Origin of the sequence: Marinoscillum sp. 108 (genome assembly GCF_902506655.1) — a bacterium.
Taxonomy (GTDB): domain Bacteria; phylum Bacteroidota; class Bacteroidia; order Cytophagales; family Cyclobacteriaceae; genus Marinoscillum; species Marinoscillum luteum.
Map to the genome: position 1 here is coordinate 2,619,741 of NZ_LR734808.1, position 19,428 is coordinate 2,639,168.

Genomic DNA, 19,428 nt, shown 5'->3' on the forward strand with positions numbered 1-19,428 from the left:
AATATATGAACCTCATCGTACCCATGGCAGGTATGGGCAAGCGGCTCAGGCCACATACCCTTACCACCCCGAAACCGCTTATTCCGATCGCCGGTAAGCCCATCGTGCAGCGGCTGGTGGAGGATATTGCGGCGGTCACACCGGAGAAGATTGAGCACATTGGGTTTGTTGTTGGGGATTTTGGTCCGGAGACCGAAGCACAGCTTTTGCAAATAGCACAGGCTGTGGGAGCCACTGGTCACATTTTCTATCAGCAGGAAGCTCTGGGCACGGCTCATGCAGTGCACTGTGCTCGTGAAGTACTTCAGGGTCGGGTGACGGTAGCCTTTTCTGATACCTTGTTCAAGGCGAATTTCACACTGAACACCGAGGATGATGGGATTATTTGGGTGAAGCGTGTGGAGGACCCGAGTGCGTATGGAGTGGTCAATCTGGACATAGAGGGAGTAATCACGGAGTTTGTGGAGAAACCAAAGAACCCTGTTTCGGATCTGGCCATCATCGGCATTTACTACTTCAAGGAGGGCGAGAAGCTCCGGGATCAGCTGGATTACATCATCGAGCATGACATCCGAGCCTCGGGTGAATTTCAGCTTACAACGGCGCTGGAAAATCTCAAAAAAGAAGGGATACGTTTTACCACAGGTGCTGTAGACGAATGGCTTGACTGTGGTAATAAAAAGGTCACCGTACAGTCTAATAGTCGTTATCTTGGTTTTCTTGCCGAGAACATCATTTCAGATTCTGCTGTGATAGAAGGCACCGTGATCATACCGCCTGTATATATAGGTGATGGGGTCAAAATAACTTCATCGGTCATCGGACCAAATGTCTCAGTAGGCGCGGGATCTGAGATTCGGGATAGTCGTATTAAGGATTCGTTGATCCAGAACCATGTCAATTTAAAAGACATTAATTTAGTTAACTCCATGATTGGAAACTTCGTTATCATGGAAGCAAAACCAGCTGAGGTTAGCCTGGGTGACTTTACGGAATGGAAGGGATAATATGAGAGCTCATTATTTTTTGTGGATAGGGATGTTGTTGTGCTCACTGCTGGGCTACAGTCAGAAAAACAATCAGGGTGGAGATTTTGCGCCACTTGATGTTACTGAGCTGTCAGAAGGAGAGGCACTCAAAGCTGAGACCATGCTGATAGATGCTGAGCGCGAGCTCATCCTGGATAATGAATACAAAGCTTTGGAACTCTTCAAGGCTGTGCTGGAGATTGCCCCCAATAACCCTGTCGTCAATTTTAAAATAGCCGAAATACTCATAAAAAATGGAGAGAGTCGCGAGGCGCTTCCATACGCCACCAAAGCGATGAACCTCGACAAATCCAATAAATACTACATTCTGCTTGCTGCAGAGGTGCACAAAGCTTTGTCTGATTTTGACGAAGCAGCTCGGTTGTACCAGCAGATGATAGATGAAATACCCGGCACAGAAAGCTACCTGTTTGATCTGGCCATCATCTATCAATACCAGGGAAAAAACGAAAAGGCTTTAGCTACTTATCGGCAGGCCGAGGAGATTTTTGGCATGAATGAGATGGTGTTGCGCGAAAAACAGAAAATATATCTCAAGAAGCGCGATTACCCGTCACTCATTGCGGACTGGGATAAGCTGATCAAAGAAAATGCAGATAACGACCGGTACGCTATCGAACTTTGTGAATTTTTGATCTCTCAGAACCTGATGGATGAGGCCAAGGAGCGACTGCAAAACCTGAAGAACAACAAGCACGCAGATTTGCTAATGAGCGAAATCGCACTGAGCGAGGGTAATACTGCATTGGCCATGGACCTGGCCGAAAGCACAATGGGCTCTTCGGATGTTGACTTTCAGGCAAAACTTCAGGTATTGAATCGATTTTTGGATTTTGTGATCACTTCTGAGGAGTTTGACAAGGTGAGCCAAATGGCCATGAGTCTGGCGGCAGATTATCCCAATCAGTATGAAGTCCAGGCCTTCACCGGAGATGTGATGTATCGACTGGAGAAAAAAGAGGAGGCCAGAAAGTTTTACCTGAAAGCGATCAAATTGGATCCGACCAACTACGGGGTATGGCAAAATATCCTCAGTGTAGAATCGGACCTCAATCAGTTTGACAGTGTGATTGTGCATGCCGAGCAGGCCATGGAGTACTTTCCAAATCAGGCAGCGCTCTATTATTTTGCTGGCACAGGATACCTCATCACCAAAAACTTCAAAAGATCAGTGCAAGTGTTGGATCAGGGCAAGAAATATGCTACTGATCCTAAACTTCTAACCATTTTTTATGGGCAGCTGGGTGATGCTTACAATGGCATGAAGCAGTTTGACAAGTCCTATAGCGCTTATGATGACGCCCTGAAGGCCGATCCTCAAAATGATCATGTGCTGAATAACTACAGCTATTTTTTGAGCCTTCGCAATGAAAAACTGGACAAGGCACTTGCCATGTCCACCAGGCTGGCAACGATGCATCCGGATAATCCTACCTACCTCGATACCCACGGGTGGGTGCTGTATACCCTAGGACGATACGAGGAGGCACTGATTTATCTAAGAAAAGCAGCTAATTTGCAGGATGATGGGACGGTCATTGAGCACTATGGTGATGTATTGTATAAATTGGGACGGATAGATGAGGCCATCGACCAGTGGAAACGCGCCAGCCAGTATGAGGATGCCTCCAAAAACATTGAGAAGAAAATTGCAGACAGGAAACTATACGAATAGCTGGTTAGGTGTATTATTGATAACACTCATTCTACTTACTGGCTGTAACAAGAAATTCTCAGGTATTTTTGATCGAAACAGCACCAGGTTAGTGGTGAATGACGCCAAGTTTGATTTTTTGTCTTCCAAAGCAAAAATCAATTTTGAGTCCGAAAAGAACAATGTATCCGGTTCGGCAAACATCCGCATTCGGAAGGATAGTATTATATGGGTCTCCCTGTCTCCCGGCTTGGGCATAGAGGCCGCCAGGGTACTCATTACTACCGATTCTGTGACCGTACTAGACAAAATCAATAAAGTATACATGAAGTATAGCTTTGCTGAATTGAGTAAAAAACTTGATTTTGATCTGAACTACAGCCTGGTAGAATCAGCCATGCTGGGCAATTTGGTGTACCCCTACGATCGGGAGCGGCTCGTCAGAACCGCAAGTACCTATGCCTATAGCCAGCAACACAGTAGCTACCTCTTCGAAAACTTCATTGGTACAGAGTCTATGAAGTTGGAAAAGATCCAGGTGTTGGATACGCTTTCGCGAAATACAATTTCTGTAAATTACACTGATTTTCAGCTCGTTGACCAGGAGGTTTTCCCCTTTCAGATCAGTGCTATTTTGGAATATGCCAAAAAGGGGACTGATCCGGTGAAGGTGATCATCGAGTTTAAGCAGACTGAAATCGAGAAAAAACCGTTAAAATTTCCCTTTAACATCCCACAGCGATATGATCGTAAGTAAGCGATTGGCATTTTTTGGCTTTTTTGTTTTGCTGTTGGCATCTGGGGTTTATGCTCAAAAAACCAAATCTCAGCTGGAGCAGGAAAAGCGGGAGAACCTGAGCAAAATCGCTGAAGCAGAGAAAATCCTCAGTGATACTGAATCAGAGAAAAAAGCCACACTTGGTCAACTCAGAGCGCTCAATCAGCAGATAGAAGCCCGCGAGGGGCTCATCAGTGCCCTGAATCAGGAGGTGGGACTCCTTAATGGAGAGATCAATGATTTGAGCATTGTGGTCAATGCCCTTCAGAGTGATTTGAAAAACCTGAAACAAGAATACGCCGCCATGATCTACAGCAGCTATAAGGCTAATCATGGCTATTCCAAGCTGACTTTTCTGTTTTCTGCCCGCACCTTCAATCAGCTCTACATGCGATTGAAATACCTCGAACAATATGCCGATGCCAGGAAAATTCAGGCGCGGCAAATAGAGGAGGTCTCCAGGGAATTGGATGCTCAAAGAAATCAGGTAGAGATCAAAAGGTCCGAACAAAAGACACTCCTCAATCAGCAACTGGCCGAAAACCGAAAACTGATTAACCTGAAAACCAAACAAAGTGGTTTGGTGCAGGAGCTTACCAAAAAGGAAAAAGAGCTCAAAAAAGAGTTGGCAGACAGAAAACAGGCAGTTGACCGATTGGATAATCTAATTGCTGAAATTGTGCGAAAAGAACTGGAGCGATCCAAAACTCTTTCTTCCACGGCCATAGCCAACGAGGATGAAATTTCTGCTTCGTTTGAGTCCAATAAGAATAAACTGGCGTGGCCAGTTAGTTCAGGCTTTATTTCTTCGAAATTCGGGAAGCACCCACACCCGGTCATGAAAGGCATCATGCAGGACAATCCTGGCGTGGATATTCAAACCCAAAAAGATGAATCCGTCAAAAGTGTATACGATGGGAAAGTCATTCAAATTGCCTACGTACCCGGTATGTACAATGTGGTAATTCTACAGCATGGTGAGTACTATACCGTTTATTCTCGCCTGAAAGAAGTGAATGTAAAGAAAGGAACTCTTGTTAAAAGAGCACAACCATTGGGAGCAGTGCATACAGATACCAATGGTGTATCAGAAGTACATTTTGAAGTTTGGAAAAACTACGCGAAACTTAATCCGGAGCAATGGCTTTCTCCCAAATGATTTTTTGGTAGGCCGGTTTTATAGCTATCTTTGGAGTCAATTTTAAACACAACCACTATGAATACGGTGTTAGCATTTGGAATGCCAGGAGGATGGGAACTCATTGTGATCATTTTATTTGTGATCATATTTTTCGGAGCAAAGAAGATACCGGAGATTGCCAGAGGAATGGGAAAAGGGATCAGAGAATTTAAAGATGCCACCAAGGAGATCAAAAACGAGATCGACGAGAGCGCAAAAGCAAGCCCTAGCGAGAAGAAAACAGATTAAGATTTGCGTGCTCAATCCTCCTTTTCAGAAATCAGGCAGCAACTTGATGCAGGTAAAATATCTTGTGGTCAGATAGTTGACCATTACCTGAAGAACATCCGGGAGAAAAATGGCAAGTTGAATGCCCTCCTGTCTGTATATGATCAGGAAGCCAAGGAGCAAGCTCATCTGATCGATCAAAAGATCAAGTCCGGTAGTGCAGGCAAACTGGCCGGACTTGTCGTTACCATCAAAGACGTACTTTGCTACAAAGATCACCCGCTACAATGTGGGAGTAAGATTCTTGATGGATTTCAATCACAATTTACTGCCACCGCGGTACAGCGGCTGCTAGATGCCGATGCCATCATCATAGGGAGAAATAACTGTGATGAATTTGCTATGGGATCTTCCAACGAGAATTCGGCTTTCAGTCCTGTAGTCAATGCCGACGGGCACAATCGGGTGCCGGGGGGCTCATCAGGAGGCTCCGCAGTGGCTGTGCAGGCAGATATGTGTGCAGTGTCCCTGGGTACCGACACAGGTGGATCTGTGAGGCAGCCCGCATCATTCTGTGGAATCGTCGGGCTCAAGCCCACTTACTCCAGAATATCAAGACACGGATTAGCGGCCTATGCGAGCACCTTCGATTGTATCGGTATTTTTTCCAACAACGTTAAAGACAGTGCCCTCGTGCTGGAAGTGATCTCCGGAGAGGATGAGTATGACAGTACTGTTTCCCAAAAGGAGGTCCCTGCTTATAGTGAGCATCTTGAGGCAGGTAAGCGATATAAGATTGGATACCTCAAAGAGACTATGGACAATGAGGCCCTTAACTCAGAGGTCAAGGCGGCGTTTGCCCAGCAGATTGATGAATTGAGAGCACAGGGACATCAGGTGGAAGAGATTTCTTTTCCATTGATGGAATACACTTTACCTACCTACTACATTCTCACCACTGCAGAGGCCAGTTCCAATCTATCCAGATATGATGGCGTGAGGTACGGTCACCGTACCACTGAAGCTGGTAACCTGGAGGAAATGTATAAAAAGTCGCGCTCCGAAGGGTTCGGAGAGGAAGTCATCAAGCGAATATTGCTGGGGACTGCTGTGCTTTCTGCCAGTTATCACGATGCCTATTACATCAAGGCGCAAAAGGCGCGAAGAATGATTCAGAACGAATTGAATGAGCTTCTGGAGCGTTTTGACTTTATCATTATGCCCACGGCGCCTACCACAGCGTTTGAACTTGGGTCGAAAACGGAGAACTCTATGGAGATGTATCTCGCGGACTTATTCACCGTACAGGCGTCTGTGGCCGGTGTTCCAGCTATATCCATACCTATGGGTAGAGATCGTCAAGGCATGTCCATTGGCTTGCAGATTTTGTCCAAAGCATTCGAAGAGCAAAAATTATTGGCCTTCTCAAATTACCTTTTAGATAATTAATCTGATAGATTTACCGTTATGAAGCGTATGAGGATATTTTTCCTTGGATTGTTTGTATTCAGTGTGGTAGTCGCCACGGCTCAGTCTGACTTTGGTTACGACTATATACCTGATGCCTCCTATGAGGAAATTGCAGATCGTATTTCGTGTATTGAGTCGGAGGTTTCTCTGGAATATAATGAAAAGGTGAAGTCATTCATTGATTACTTCACCGTGCGCGACAGGCCGTACACCCAGGAGGTACTCAACAAAACAGCTCTTTTCTTCCCCATTTTTGAAGAGACGTTGGCCAAATACAATCTACCCGATGAACTGAAATTTTTGTCCATTGTAGAGTCCGGGTTGCGACCAAACGCCATTTCTCGGGCCAATGCCGTTGGTTTATGGCAGTTCATGTCCTCTACCGGAAAAATGTATGGTCTCAACAACGACTGGTATCTGGATGACCGGATGGATCCTTATGCCTCTACTGACGCTGCTGCCAGGCACCTTCGTGATCTTTACAGCATGTTTGATGACTGGGAGCTGGCTCTGGCTGCATACAACTGCGGCCCCGGCAATGTACGGAAGGCCATTCGAAGAAGTGGATACAAGAAGAAATTTTGGGAGATTTATCCCTATCTCCCGAGAGAGACCAGGTCTTATGTCCCGCAGTTTGTGGCCATTTGTTATACTTTCAACTATGCACCGGAGCACAATCTTTTTCCAGAATCGCATCAGATTTTCCCTCGCTTCGACACCATCATGATCAGTCAGTACTTCCATCTGGAGACTTTTGCTAAACAAGTGAACGTTTGCCTGGATGATCTTCTAAACCTCAACCCTAACATCAAAAGGGGAGCCATACCCGAGGGGACCAAAAATTTTGCATTGAGAATTCCCGCAGACCTGAAAGATACGGTCGTTAGTAATCGTGCTTTTTTCTATGACGCAGCAGGGAAGGTGGGCAAGGAGCAGCTGGAGTACCTGGCCAGAAATACTCCGGGGAGCACCTATGGTCGGGAAAAGCAGGTATATCGCGTTCGAAGTGGCGACGTGTTGGGTACTATCGCTAACAGGTATGGCGTGCGCGTGACTGATATTAAGTCATGGAATAACCTGAACAGCAACATGATCCGAGTAGGTCAGTACCTTCAGATATGGGTATTGCCTACTTACAATAGCTCCACGAAAGATCTATATGCCAGCTCGGCACGAACTGAAAATAAAGCGGTCGTTCTGGAAGGAAAGAAGGTACATTATGTGCAAAATGGGGATACCCTGTGGGAAATAGCCAATACTTACGCTGGTCTTTCCATCGAAAAAATCAAGGCGCTGAATAACCTGACCTCCAATACCATCAAGCCCGGGCAGCAGCTCATCATATCTTCCGAATAGTTTCGTTAGTAGTGTAATCTTCTATTTTTGTAGGAGTCCCAAAACCTAAAAAGTTATGAGAACATTATTTCTATTTTTCCTTGCCTCAATCTTAATTTTTACCAGTTGCAAAAGTGCCACAGATAAGGTGAAGGAAGATTTTATGCCACTGGCACGAGGAGAAGCAGATGAGATCATCCTGGTCATAGACTCTGCACAGTGGGAAAGCGAACTAGGCAATACACTTCGGGACATGTATCAGCAGTATATGCGGGTACTCAATCAGGATGAGTATGAGTTTTCACTCAATAAGGTGAATCCAAGAAAACTCAATTCTGTACTCAAGCACGCCCGCAATATGATTTTCGTGATGACGCTGGACTCACGAACGCTTGAGAGCAAAACGATCAGGGAAAATTTTACAGACAATTCTCTGAAAATGATCCAGCAGGACAGTTCACTCTTTTATACAGTACGGAAAGATGAATTTGCCAAGGGGCAGATAGTACTCTATCTCTTTGGTCAAAGTGAAGAGCAGCTGGTGGAGCAATTGAAGGATAATAAATCCAGTCTGGTTGCACTGTTTGAGTCCGCGGTGAGAGAAAGAACCCGGGAGAAAACACTCAAGAAAACCAAGCCTGAAATGATGGCTGCTATTACTGAGAATCATGGGTACAGCATTCAGGTACCTTTCGGTTGGGACCTTGCCAAGGATGTCAAAGATTTCATCTGGCTGAGGAGGCTGGAGGCAGATTCTGAGCTGAATGTCTTCGTCTACGAAGGAGATTATAAGGATCGCAAAGTATTTGAGCATGTGGATGAGCTCAGAGATGAGATTACAGGCACCTACCTCAGAGACTCTGAAAAGCCGGACCTTTATATCCAGCGGCAGGATATCATTCCCGTGTATACAGAGCGGGTTACCTTCAATGGTAAATTTGCCGTGGAGGCTCGCGGGCTGTGGAAGATTAACAACAACTCAGCCGGAGGTCCCTTTGTCAGCTACACCTTTGTGGACGAGAAAACCCAAAAACTTTACTACATAGAGGGGTACGTGTATGCTCCCGGTACTAAAAAGAAACCTTTGGTACGGGAAGTAGATGCGATCTTGTCTACCTTTAGGACTTCTTCCGAGGTGGGAGATCCAACCTAAAAATTTATCCCCAAGTAAAAACAACTACCGACCTATGTGTGCCAAAATAAGAAGACAAGAGGCGCTGGACTTTCATGAGTCGAAGCCTGCCGGAAAAATAGAAGTAACTCCCACCAAACCCCTTAGCAGCCAACATGATCTTGCGCTGGCTTATTCTCCCGGAGTGGCTGAGCCATGTCTGGAGATTGCTGCCAACAAAGAAGATGTATACCGTTACACAGCCAAGGGGAATCTGGTGGGTGTCATCTCCAATGGTACTGCGGTACTTGGGTTGGGAAATATCGGCCCGGAGGCTTCTAAGCCTGTGATGGAAGGAAAGGGAGTTTTGTTCAAAAAATTTGCGGGGATCGATGTGTTTGACATTGAAATAGATGAAACCGATCCTGATAAATTCATTCAGATTGTCAAAAGCCTTGAGCCGACATTTGGAGGGATCAACCTGGAAGACATCAAGGCACCTGAAAGTTTCAAAATAGAAAAGGAACTACGGGAAAAAATGAGCATCCCTGTGATGCATGATGATCAGCATGGCACTGCCATTATTTCCTCTGCAGCGCTTATCAACGCCTTGGAGGTCTGTGGTAAAAAGATAGAAGAGGTGACCATCGTGGTGAGTGGAGCGGGAGCAGCGGCTATTGCCTGTACAGATTTATATACCTCTCTTGGTGCGAGGAAGGAAAATATCCTGATGACTGATAGCAAGGGGGTCGTGAAGAAATCACGTGGTAATCTGGACGAAAGTAAGGCGCGCTATGCGACTGACCGTGAGGATGTGGATACCCTTGAGGATGCTCTTGTGGGAGCCGATGTTTTTCTCGGGCTCTCTATAGGGAACATTCTGAAACCCGCCACTTTGAAGAAGATGGCCAAAGATCCGATTGTTTTTGCTTTGGCCAATCCCGATCCGGAAATAGCCTACGACCTGGCCATGAAGACCCGGAAAGATATTCTGATGGCAACTGGCCGATCCGATCACCCCAATCAGGTGAACAATGTATTGGGCTTTCCCTACATTTTCAGGGGAGCACTGGATGTACGTGCCACAGCCATCAATGAAGAAATGAAATTGGCCGCCGTGAAAGCAATTGCCAACCTGGCTAAGCAAACGGTGCCAGAGATGGTGCTCAAGGCCTATGGCCAGAGCAACTTGAAATTTGGCAGAGAGTACCTGATACCGAAACCTTTGGATCCAAGATTGATCACCACCATCTCGCCGGCTGTGGCAAAGGCGGCTATAGGCAGTGGAGTTGCACGAATTGAGATTACAGATTGGGAGAAATATGAGTTGGAACTCCAGGAAAGAATAGGTATCGATCAGCGCCTGATTTCACGTATTGTGACAAGGGCCAGGAGAAACCCCAAAAAGGTGGTCTTTGCAGAAGCGGATGACGTGAACATTCTAAAAGCTGCTCAAATGTCCATGGACGAAGGAGTGGCCATCCCTATTCTCCTGGGCAACGAAGAAAAAATCATCTCTCTGATCAAAGAAAATGAGCTTGAGGGCTTACTGGATTGTAAAATAACTGATCCCTATAAGGAGGAATCCAGGGTAAATCAGTACGCAGAGGTTTTTTACAAAATGCGTCAGCGCAAGGGGATGACCCTGAAGATGGCCCAGAAATCCATGATGAGGAGCCGCAACCACTTTGGAGCCATGATGGTGCAGTTGGGTGAGGGTGATGCTCTTATCTCGGGATTGTCCAATGACTACCCTAAAACGATCCTGCCTGCACTCCAGATTATAGGGGTGGAGCCTGGTATCAATCGGGTGGCGGGCATGTACATCATCAGCAATAACAAGGGTAATTTCTTTTTTGCTGACACCACGGTCAACCTCAACCCTACGGCAGAGGAGCTGGTAGACATCATCGGGCTTACAGCCAGGGTGGTAAAGTTTTTTGATACCGAGCCTCGCATTGCCATGTTATCCTACTCCAACTTTGGGTCTGCCCGTGGCGAGGTGCCCGAAAAGGCCGCCAAAGCAGTGAAACTGGCCAAGGAAAAATGGCCGCAGCTGGTCATTGATGGAGACATCCAGGCGAACGTTGCCTTAAATAAGGACCTACTTCGTGAGAATTATCCTTTCAGTGAACTGGCCAAAAATCCAGCCAATACCCTTATTTTTCCTGATCTTGACTCAGGTAACATCGCTTATAAATTGTTGATGGAACTGGGAGGTGCTGAGGCCATTGGTCCTGTACTTATGGGAATGAATAAATCTGTACATGTACTGCAAGTAGGTAGTTCAGTGCGGGATATATTCAACATGGTGGCCATAGCGGTAGTGGATGCTCAACTGAACGAAAAAAGAGAAAAAGTAAAATGATCAATTACCTGGAGGGCAAACTGGCTGTAAAAGACCCGACCTACGTGGTGGTGGATATCAACGGCATTGGTTATGAGGCAAAAATCAGCCTTATCACCTTTGCAGCAATCAAAAATCTTACAGAGACTAAGCTTTACACGCATCTGCACATCAAGGAGGATGCCCATACTCTGTTTGGGTTTTCTGAGGAGTCTGAGAAGCGCAGGTTTTTGGAACTCATCTCTATCTCTGGTGTGGGGCCGAGTACCGGGCTCATGATATTATCGTCTTTGTCGCCACAGGAACTACAGCAGGCCATTTTGAGCGACGATGTACGCACCATTCAGTCGGTAAAAGGAATCGGGCTGAAAACAGCCCAGCGCATTATTCTTGAGTTGAAAGACAAGATGAAGAAGGAAGGTCTTTTGGAAAAAGGTTTGGATTTTGTGCCTTCTGCGAGCAATAGTTTGAGGAGTGAGGCGTTATCCGCCTTGACCACATTGGGGATAGGCAAGCCCGCAGCAGAAAAAAGTATTGATTTAATTTTGAAACAAAACGGACAGCAAATTAAACTTGAAGAGTTGATTAAGCTGGCTCTGAAGAGAGCATAGGTATTATTCTTGTTTGAAGAGGAAAACGTATTTGAAGAGGAAAACTTACATAAAACATTTGGTAAGTGTGATATCGCTTTGCCTTTGGGTATCCCTACCTGAAGCAACGTTTGTATCAGCTTCTTCGAGCGTCCTTATTTTTCAGGATACCTCTCGTCAGGACACCGTCCGTACAGACACTATTCCTCCTTATACGCCAACAAAGGCTCCAACGTTTCAGCCAGCCTATCGTTTTGGTGATCCTTTTTCAAATAGAATTAGTCCGTCACCCCTTTTGCTGGCTGACCCTTCTTCTATAGACCTGGAAGTTGACTTTGACTCCACAGTGAACTACTCAGTTTCAGAGCGGATCGGAGATGTTAATTTCCGACCCGTCACCACCATGACTTTTGAGGAGTATGACCGGTACAACGATAAGCAGATTACCAAGGAGTATTTTCAGGAGCGATCCGCAGGCCTGGATGGGGAGAGTGCCATTAGTGGGCGTTCACTGATCCCGAGGCTTTATATCAGTCCGGTATTTGACAGACTGTTTGGTGGGAGTTACGTAGATATTCAGCCCAATGGATTTGTCAATCTTGATTTTGGCGGTCGATTTCAGCGGGTAGACAACCCGGCCATCCCCATTCGGCAGCAGCGCAACGGAGGGTTCAATTTTGATCAGCAAATCTCACTCAATCTGGTGGGTAAAATTGGTGAGAAGCTGGCCGTGACGGCCAATTTTGACAACAATAACACCTTCGATTTTCAGAACAACCTTAAGGTAGAGTATACCGGGTATGAGGAGGATATTGTCAAGAAAATAGAGATAGGAAACGTAAGCATGCCCGTTTCCAATAGCCTCATGACGGGCGCACAGTCACTGTTTGGGTTGAAAACCCAGCTTCAGTTTGGTAAGTTGTATTTAACCGGAGTGGTCTCACGCCAACAAGGCAAAAGTGATGTCATCACAGTGGAAAGTGGCTTTCAGGGAAAAGAATTTGAAGTACGAGCCTCGAATTACGATGAGAACCGCCATTTCTTCCTGGGACACTTCTTTCGTGAAAACTACGAAAAGTGGCTGAAGACCTTACCCCAGATTACCTCGGGGGTCAATGTAAACAGGGTGGAAGTCTATGTGATCAACAGAAACAATGATACCAAATCAACAAGAGAAGTTTTAGGACTGATGGATTTGGGAGAAGGTCAGCGGATATACCAAAAAGGCAATCCAAAAGTGGGGTCTGGAGACGGCAATGTGCCAACAGATAACGGAGCGAACGATCTGTTTCAGTCCATTACCAATACTCCTAATTTCAGAAGTAGCGACCAGGTAACCAATACCCTTGAAAATGACTTTGGATTTGTTAATAGCACTGATTTTGTAAAAGTGGGGACTGCCAGGCGGTTGGACCAGGACGAGTTTGTGATCAATACCCGTCTGGGGTATATCACTCTTCTGAGAAAGCTGCAGAATGATGAGATGCTCGGTGTGTCCTATACCTATAGCTACGATGGAAAGACCTACCGGGTAGGAGAGCTCACAGAAGACTACTCGGGTCTGGCAGATGATCAGGTGATTCTCCTGAAGATGCTCCGGCCCAATAAGATCAACACCAAGGTGCCAACCTGGGACCTGATGATGAAGAACATTTACAACCTCAACGCAAGCCAGATCGAACGCGAGGGATTCACGCTGAGGGTGCACTATCGGGATGATGCCACGGGGATTGATAACCCCTCCCTGCATGAAGGTAGGTTTACCAAGGATCAACCTTTGGTTGAATTGCTGGGCTTAGACCAACTCAACCAAAACAACGACCGTCAGCGAGATGGAAATTTTGACTTTATCGATGGAGTCACAATAGACGTAAGGAATGGCAATATCATTTTTCCGGTACTTGAGCCTTTCGGAGCCACACTGGAGAGCAAGTTTGCAAGTGATGAAGTTTCACTAAAGGAGAAGTATGTCTACGATACACTGTATCACACCACCAAGGCAGATGCGGAGCAAGTAGCCTCTAAAAACAAGTTTTTTATCCTGGGTAAGTTCAATGCCGGATCATCCAACGAAATAGCCCTGCCAGGGATCAATATTGCCGAAAACTCTGTCATTGTTACAGCGGGTAATACACCCCTCACGGAAGGCCTTGACTACACGGTAGATTATAACCTGGGTCGGGTTCGCATTCTGAATGAAGGAATTTTAAGCTCGGGCAAGACCATCAACATTGCCTATGAGAAGGCGGACCTCTTCAACTTCCAGTCGCGATGGCTCTATGGTGCACGGGCAGATTATAAGTTCAGTGAAAACTTTAACATAGGAGCCACCATCCTTCAGCTGAATGAACAGCCAGGTGGTGTTTCCAGATACACGATCGGAGATGAACCCACACGAAACACTAAGTACGGGTTTGATCTCAACTTTCAGGATGAGGTTCCCTTTCTTACCAAATTCATGGATTTTCTCCCACTGGTGAGCACTAAGGCACCGTCTTCCATCACTGTGAATGCAGAGTTTGCCCAGATGATTCCTGGTACTTCCAATCTTGTGGATGGGAAGGGAACTTCCTACATCGATGATTTCGAAAGTGCCGTTACACCGATCAACCTGGGAGGCTGGGCGGGGTGGGACCTGGCCGCTACACCAAAGACTACCGATCGAAAGTTTGACAAGAGTACGGAAGCGGGTTCCACACTCGGATTGAACTATAAGCGGGCCAAAATAGCCTGGTATACAGTAGATCAATCTGTTTTTTACAGAACAGGAGGGCCCAATAAACCAACCAACATTACCGACGAAGATTTGCAAAATCACTATGTGCGTCCGGTTCTTCCCCAGGAGATTTTCAGGCAGCAATCCAGAAACCTGATCGTCACCCCGGAAACGCTTTTTGATATCGCCTACTTCCCCAGCGAAAGAGGACAATATAATTATAACCCCAACCTGACAAGAGATGGATTACTACCAGACCCAAAATCCAACTATGGGGGGATTACCCGAGCCATTACCAACGAGGTAGATTTTGACAAGACCAACATCGAGTACCTTGAATTCTGGATGCTTGATCCTTTTATTGATACTCCCAGGGGCCGGGTGATGGATGGAAAATTCAATACCAATAATACTACAGGAGGTGATCTGGTTTTCAACCTTGGTAGTGTTTCTGAGGATGTGGTTCCTGATGGGCGTCACGCTTTTGAAAGTGGCCTTCCGGCAAATGGTGACCCTGCGCAGACCATTGCCAATGAGTGGGGCCGGGTACCTTCAGAGCCATTTCTTACCAATTACTTTGAGAATTCAGGATCAGCCAGGGCCAATCAGGATATTGGACTGGAGGGATTAAAGGATGAAGAAGAACTTACCTATTTTGCTGATTTCATCAATCGTGTATCTGTCTCCACAGAAGTATTGGATCAGCTAAAGAGCGACCCTTCGGGTGACAATTTTCAATATTTCCTGGGCAGTGATCTGGACAATCAGGATTTGAAGATACTGGAGCGATACAAGAACTATAATGGGCTGGACGGAAACTCGCCAGTGAATAGTGGTAATAGCATTACCAGAGCCTCTACTACCACCCCGGACAACGAAGATCTTAATCAGGACAATACCATTTCCGACCTGGAGGAGTATTATGAATACCGCCTTTCACTAAAGCCAGGGGAACTTGAGGTAGGCAAAAATCACATCGTGGATGCGGTGACTGATGATAGTAGAGAGGCCACCTGGTATCTCTTCAGAATCCCGATCAGAAATCCTGACAGGGTGTATGGAGGGATTAGTGGGTTCAAGACGGTAAGGTACCTGCGTATGTATGCTACCAATTTTCAGCAGCCCGTGGTTTTCAGGATGACCAAACTACAGCTGGTAGGCAGCCAATGGCGTAAGTATCAGGAAGCACTCAATGAGCCAGGGCTGAATGAAATTCCGGAAACCTCCTATTCTGATTTCAATGTATCGGTGGTCAATATAGAAGAGAATAGCATGGGTGGAGAGAATAAGTCACCGTACGTGGTACCCCCGGGAATCAACCGCGACAGAGATAATACTACCATAATCAATCGACAGCTCAACGAGCAATCTCTGCAGGTCTGTGTGGATAATCTTGAAGATAAGGATGCCCGGGCAGTCTACAAAAATGTCACCTTTGACCTGATCAACTACGGGCGTCTACAGATGTTTTTACATGCTGAGGCTCACAATGGGGAAATGCTGCTGGATAATGAGATCAATGCGTTTATAAGGTTTGGTACGGACTTCACAGAGCACTACTATGAGATAGAGGTGCCGATGAAAGTAACCCCTACGGGACTTGATGCAAATGGTGGCGATAATATCGCCCGTCTTGTATGGCCCCTCGAGAATGAGATTGATTTGTCCATTGATGAGTTACTGGGGATAAAATCCGAACGGAATAGAAATGATTTTGATGAAAACGTTCCTTACAGCACTCCTTCCAACAATGGACAATATAAGTTGACCATCAAAGGGCGGCCCGATATCAGTTCTGTGCAGGTTCTGATGCTGGGAGTTAGAAATCCGGAGTCCGACGACCGAGCTACAAAATCTGTTTGTCTTTGGGCTAATGAACTTCGGGTCACGGACTTTGATACCAAAAAAGGTTGGGCAGCCAATGCCCGGGTAAGTACTAAACTGGCCGATGTGGCTACCGTTTCCGCTTCCACGAGGTATACGTCTATTGGATTTGGAAATATCCAGCAAACGATCCAGCAGCGCACACGAAACGAGACTATCCAGTATGATATTTCAGCTAATGTCAACGTGGACAAGTTTCTCCTTCCAGAGAAAACAGGCCTAAAAGTGCCCATGTTCGTGAGTTATGAAAAATCCAGAATTACTCCGCAATTTGACCCACTGGATCCAGATGTGCCATTGGAGGCTTCCTTGGCTACCATGGATTCTGACGAAGAACGGGAGCGATACCGAAGGATCGTGGAAGATCGAACGGAAAGGCGCAGTATAAACTTCACCAATGTGCACAAGGAAAAAGTAAACCCTGAGGCCAACAGCCATTTCTTCGATGTGGAGAATCTCTCCTTTTCCTATGCCTATAGCGATGTGATGACCAGCAATGTGAATACAGAGACTTATTTGCAGAAAAAAGTAAGTGGTGGTGTGGCTTATAACTATGCACCCCGAACCATCTCTCTGGAGCCGTTTGCCAAAATGGAAGCCCTCAAAAGTCCCTATCTGAAATTGATCAAGGACGTTAACCTGTCACTTCTTCCGAGTAGTTTGGCATTTAGAGCCGATTTGGACCGGAGTTTCCGAATGACGCAGCTCTATAATGATAAACTTGAGGTGTCTCCCGATTTGGCCCCTTATTACGAGCGACTTTTCACCTTCAATAGAAACTATAACCTCCGCTGGAATCTTTTCAAAAGCCTGAACCTCGACTATACCGCCCGGGTGAATGCAGTGATTGATGAGCCCGATGGGATCATAGAGGGGGACATTACCACCCAGGAGGAGCGTCAGTATGTCTGGGAAGAAATCAAGGACCTTGGCAGGATGAAAAATTTTGCTCAGGACATATCCGCCACCTATAAAACCCCACTGGATAAACTCCCTCTGACCGACTGGCTGAGTGCAGATATCAAGTACGCTACAGGATATACCTGGACGGCCGGATCACAGGTGGAGCATGATTCCCTGTTTTTTGGAAATACGATTGAAAACAGAAGAGAGCAGGGACTTTCAGGTAAGGTGGACCTGGTGAAGCTGTACAACAAAGTCACCTTTTTGAAGGAAATCAATTCCCCACCGCGGGCCAAGGCCGGAGAAGAGGCACCCGGATTCAACATTGGCAAGAGTTTTTTGAGGACGGTGATGTCCTTGCGTAATATCAATGTGACCTACAGCGTGAGAGAGGGCACAACCCTCTCCGGCTATTCGCCGCGGGCCTTCCTGATGGGAATGGACAGTGGTTTCAATGCACCAGGTTGGGGGTTTATCCTGGGGAGTCAGGATCCTGATATTCGATTCAGGGCTGCTGACAATGACTGGCTCAATAAAAATCCGGACTTGTCATCACCATTCATGCAAACCTACACTACCGACCTTGGTCTGAGAGCCTCCATTGAGCCCGCCAAGGATTTGAAAATCCAGCTGGATGCCAAGCGAACCAATAATGCCACATACGAGGAGCTTTTCAGGTATTCAGACGAACAAACAGAGAATAACGGATTCAGCTCTCTCACACCCTCCAGGAAAGGAAGTTACAATATCTCATTTATGTCTATCAGTACTGCATTTGACAAGCGGGGCCCTGGCAACACGTCAGAAGCCTTCGATACTTTTGCAGAAAATATCGAGAAAATCCGAATCAGACAGACCGCCCTGAACAATGAAATTGGTTTTTACGACTCCTTGTCTCAGGATGTGCTGATACCAGCATTTATCTCTGCTTATTCAGGTCAGAGTTCCTCAGAGGTGAGCCTTTCGCCGTTCCCCAAAATTCCATTGCCGGGATGGCGGGTGGATTATAACGGACTGTCCAAAATCCCAGTGTTGGCCGAACTCTTTTCGTCCATCACCCTTACCCATGGTTATCGTTCATTGTACAATGTGAATGATTACAACTTTGACAATGATACTTATGGGGACCTGCTGGGGAATGACTTAAGCGTGACCCTCAACAGCAACGTGCTGGACTATCCTCAGGCTACCGACACCACAGGTACCGGGCGATATGCACCGGTCTATATCCTCAACCAGGTGACCATTTCGGAGCAGTTTGCTCCGTTGATCGGAATCAATTTCAGGACCAAGAGTAATATTTCCACACGTCTGGAATATAAAAAGGACCGAAACCTTTCCCTGAGCCTGGCCAATGCTCAAATCACCGAGACCACCAGCAATGATGTGACACTGGATTTTGGATACACCAAGGAGGAGTTTAAGCTGCCTTTTAAAATACAAGGGCGTACCATTACACTGGACAATGCCGTGACCATGCGCATAAGTATGACCATAAGAGATGCTGAGACGATCCAGCGTAAGCTGGAGGGTGAAAACAAGGTGACCACTGGTAATACTAACTTTCAGTTGCGGCCCTCATTTACCTATAAACTCAACGACCAACTGGATCTGACTATGTATTTTGAACGCAGTGTAACGGAACCAAAAGTCAGTTCATTCAAGACAGCTACCACAGCTTTCGGAACGCAGCTAAGATTTAGTCTTGCGCAATAGTGCAAAGTCTGAGTTTTAAGTAATTTTGGGCGTCAAAAAAATAACAACATGAACATTCCAGAAAATTTACGCTATACAGAAGATCACGAATGGGTGAGAATAGAGGGTGATGAAGCCATCATTGGCATCACTGATTTTGCCCAGGGTGAACTCGGAGATATCGTCTATGTAGAAATTGAGACCGAGGGGGAATCATTGAATTCAACAGATGTCTTCGGTTCTGTGGAGGCTGTTAAGACGGTTTCTGACCTTTTTATGCCACTTTCAGGCGAGATTATTGAAGTCAACCCCAAATTGGAAGCCAACCCCGAGCTCATTAATTCAGATCCTTATGGAGAGGGTTGGATGATCAAAGTGAAGATCAGCGATCAGGGAGATAGTTTGCTTTCGGCCGAATCTTATCAGGAACTAATCGGAGGTTAATCTGAAACCAGGAACCACTTTCATCAAGGCAATTTGCCTGATAT

12 protein-coding genes are annotated in these 19,428 nt (G+C 46.1%); all 12 read left to right on the plus strand.

The genetic code is table 11. From position 1 onward, the window contains the following. Nucleotides 1–5: 5 nt before the first annotated feature. The 12 genes from GV030_RS10510 (at nucleotide 6) to gcvH (ending at nucleotide 19,384) form a co-directional block, all read left to right on the plus strand. The gene (locus GV030_RS10510; protein WP_159582262.1) at nucleotides 6–1,007 is read left to right on the plus strand and encodes a sugar phosphate nucleotidyltransferase; all 1,002 of its coding nucleotides are present in this window, start codon (nucleotides 6–8) and stop codon (nucleotides 1,005–1,007) included. A gap of 1 nt (nucleotide 1,008) precedes the next feature. Further along, nucleotides 1,009–2,724: a tetratricopeptide repeat protein gene (locus tag GV030_RS10515; protein ID WP_159582263.1), complete on the plus strand. Its 1,716-nt coding sequence runs from the start codon at nucleotides 1,009–1,011 to the stop codon at nucleotides 2,722–2,724. After that, nucleotides 2,687–3,460, plus strand: coding sequence for a DUF4292 domain-containing protein (locus GV030_RS10520; RefSeq protein ID WP_159582264.1), 774 nt, complete (start codon nucleotides 2,687–2,689; stop codon nucleotides 3,458–3,460). Before GV030_RS10515 ends, GV030_RS10520 begins: the two co-directional genes overlap by 38 nt. After that, nucleotides 3,447–4,640, plus strand: coding sequence for a murein hydrolase activator EnvC (locus GV030_RS10525; RefSeq protein WP_159582265.1), 1,194 nt, complete (start codon nucleotides 3,447–3,449; stop codon nucleotides 4,638–4,640). Before GV030_RS10520 ends, GV030_RS10525 begins: the two co-directional genes overlap by 14 nt. Before the next feature lie 57 nt (nucleotides 4,641–4,697). Continuing rightward, nucleotides 4,698–4,910, plus strand: coding sequence for a twin-arginine translocase TatA/TatE family subunit (locus tag GV030_RS10530; protein WP_159582266.1), 213 nt, complete (start codon nucleotides 4,698–4,700; stop codon nucleotides 4,908–4,910). A 3-nt stretch (nucleotides 4,911–4,913) separates the two neighbouring features. After that, nucleotides 4,914–6,338 carry an Asp-tRNA(Asn)/Glu-tRNA(Gln) amidotransferase subunit GatA gene (gene gatA, locus GV030_RS10535; RefSeq protein WP_159582267.1) on the plus strand — a complete coding sequence of 475 codons (1,425 nt, stop codon included), beginning with the start codon at nucleotides 4,914–4,916 and terminating at the stop codon, nucleotides 6,336–6,338. Nucleotides 6,339–6,365: 27 nt separating this feature from the next. Then, on the plus strand, nucleotides 6,366–7,715 hold the full coding sequence (locus GV030_RS10540; RefSeq protein WP_159582268.1) for a lytic transglycosylase domain-containing protein: 1,350 nt from the start codon (nucleotides 6,366–6,368) through the stop codon (nucleotides 7,713–7,715). A gap of 55 nt (nucleotides 7,716–7,770) precedes the next feature. After that, the gene (locus GV030_RS10545) at nucleotides 7,771–8,847 is read left to right on the plus strand and encodes a DUF4837 family protein (protein ID WP_159582269.1); all 1,077 of its coding nucleotides are present in this window, start codon (nucleotides 7,771–7,773) and stop codon (nucleotides 8,845–8,847) included. Between the two features lie 34 nt (nucleotides 8,848–8,881). Further along, nucleotides 8,882–11,173 (plus strand): NADP-dependent malic enzyme, encoded by a 2,292-nt coding sequence (locus GV030_RS10550; RefSeq protein WP_159582270.1) that lies wholly within the window; start codon nucleotides 8,882–8,884, stop codon nucleotides 11,171–11,173. After that, entirely contained in the window at nucleotides 11,170–11,763 is a 594-nt protein-coding gene (gene ruvA, locus GV030_RS10555; protein WP_159582271.1) for a Holliday junction branch migration protein RuvA, read from the plus strand. Before GV030_RS10550 ends, ruvA begins: the two co-directional genes overlap by 4 nt. A 67-nt stretch (nucleotides 11,764–11,830) precedes the next feature. Continuing rightward, entirely contained in the window at nucleotides 11,831–18,961 is a 7,131-nt protein-coding gene (gene sprA / locus GV030_RS10560; RefSeq protein WP_255465312.1) for a cell surface protein SprA, read from the plus strand. Between the two features lie 48 nt (nucleotides 18,962–19,009). Then, complete coding sequence (gene gcvH, locus GV030_RS10565) at nucleotides 19,010–19,384, plus strand: glycine cleavage system protein GcvH (protein ID WP_159582273.1); 375 nt, start codon at nucleotides 19,010–19,012, stop codon at nucleotides 19,382–19,384. Nucleotides 19,385–19,428: the final 44 nt, after the last annotated feature.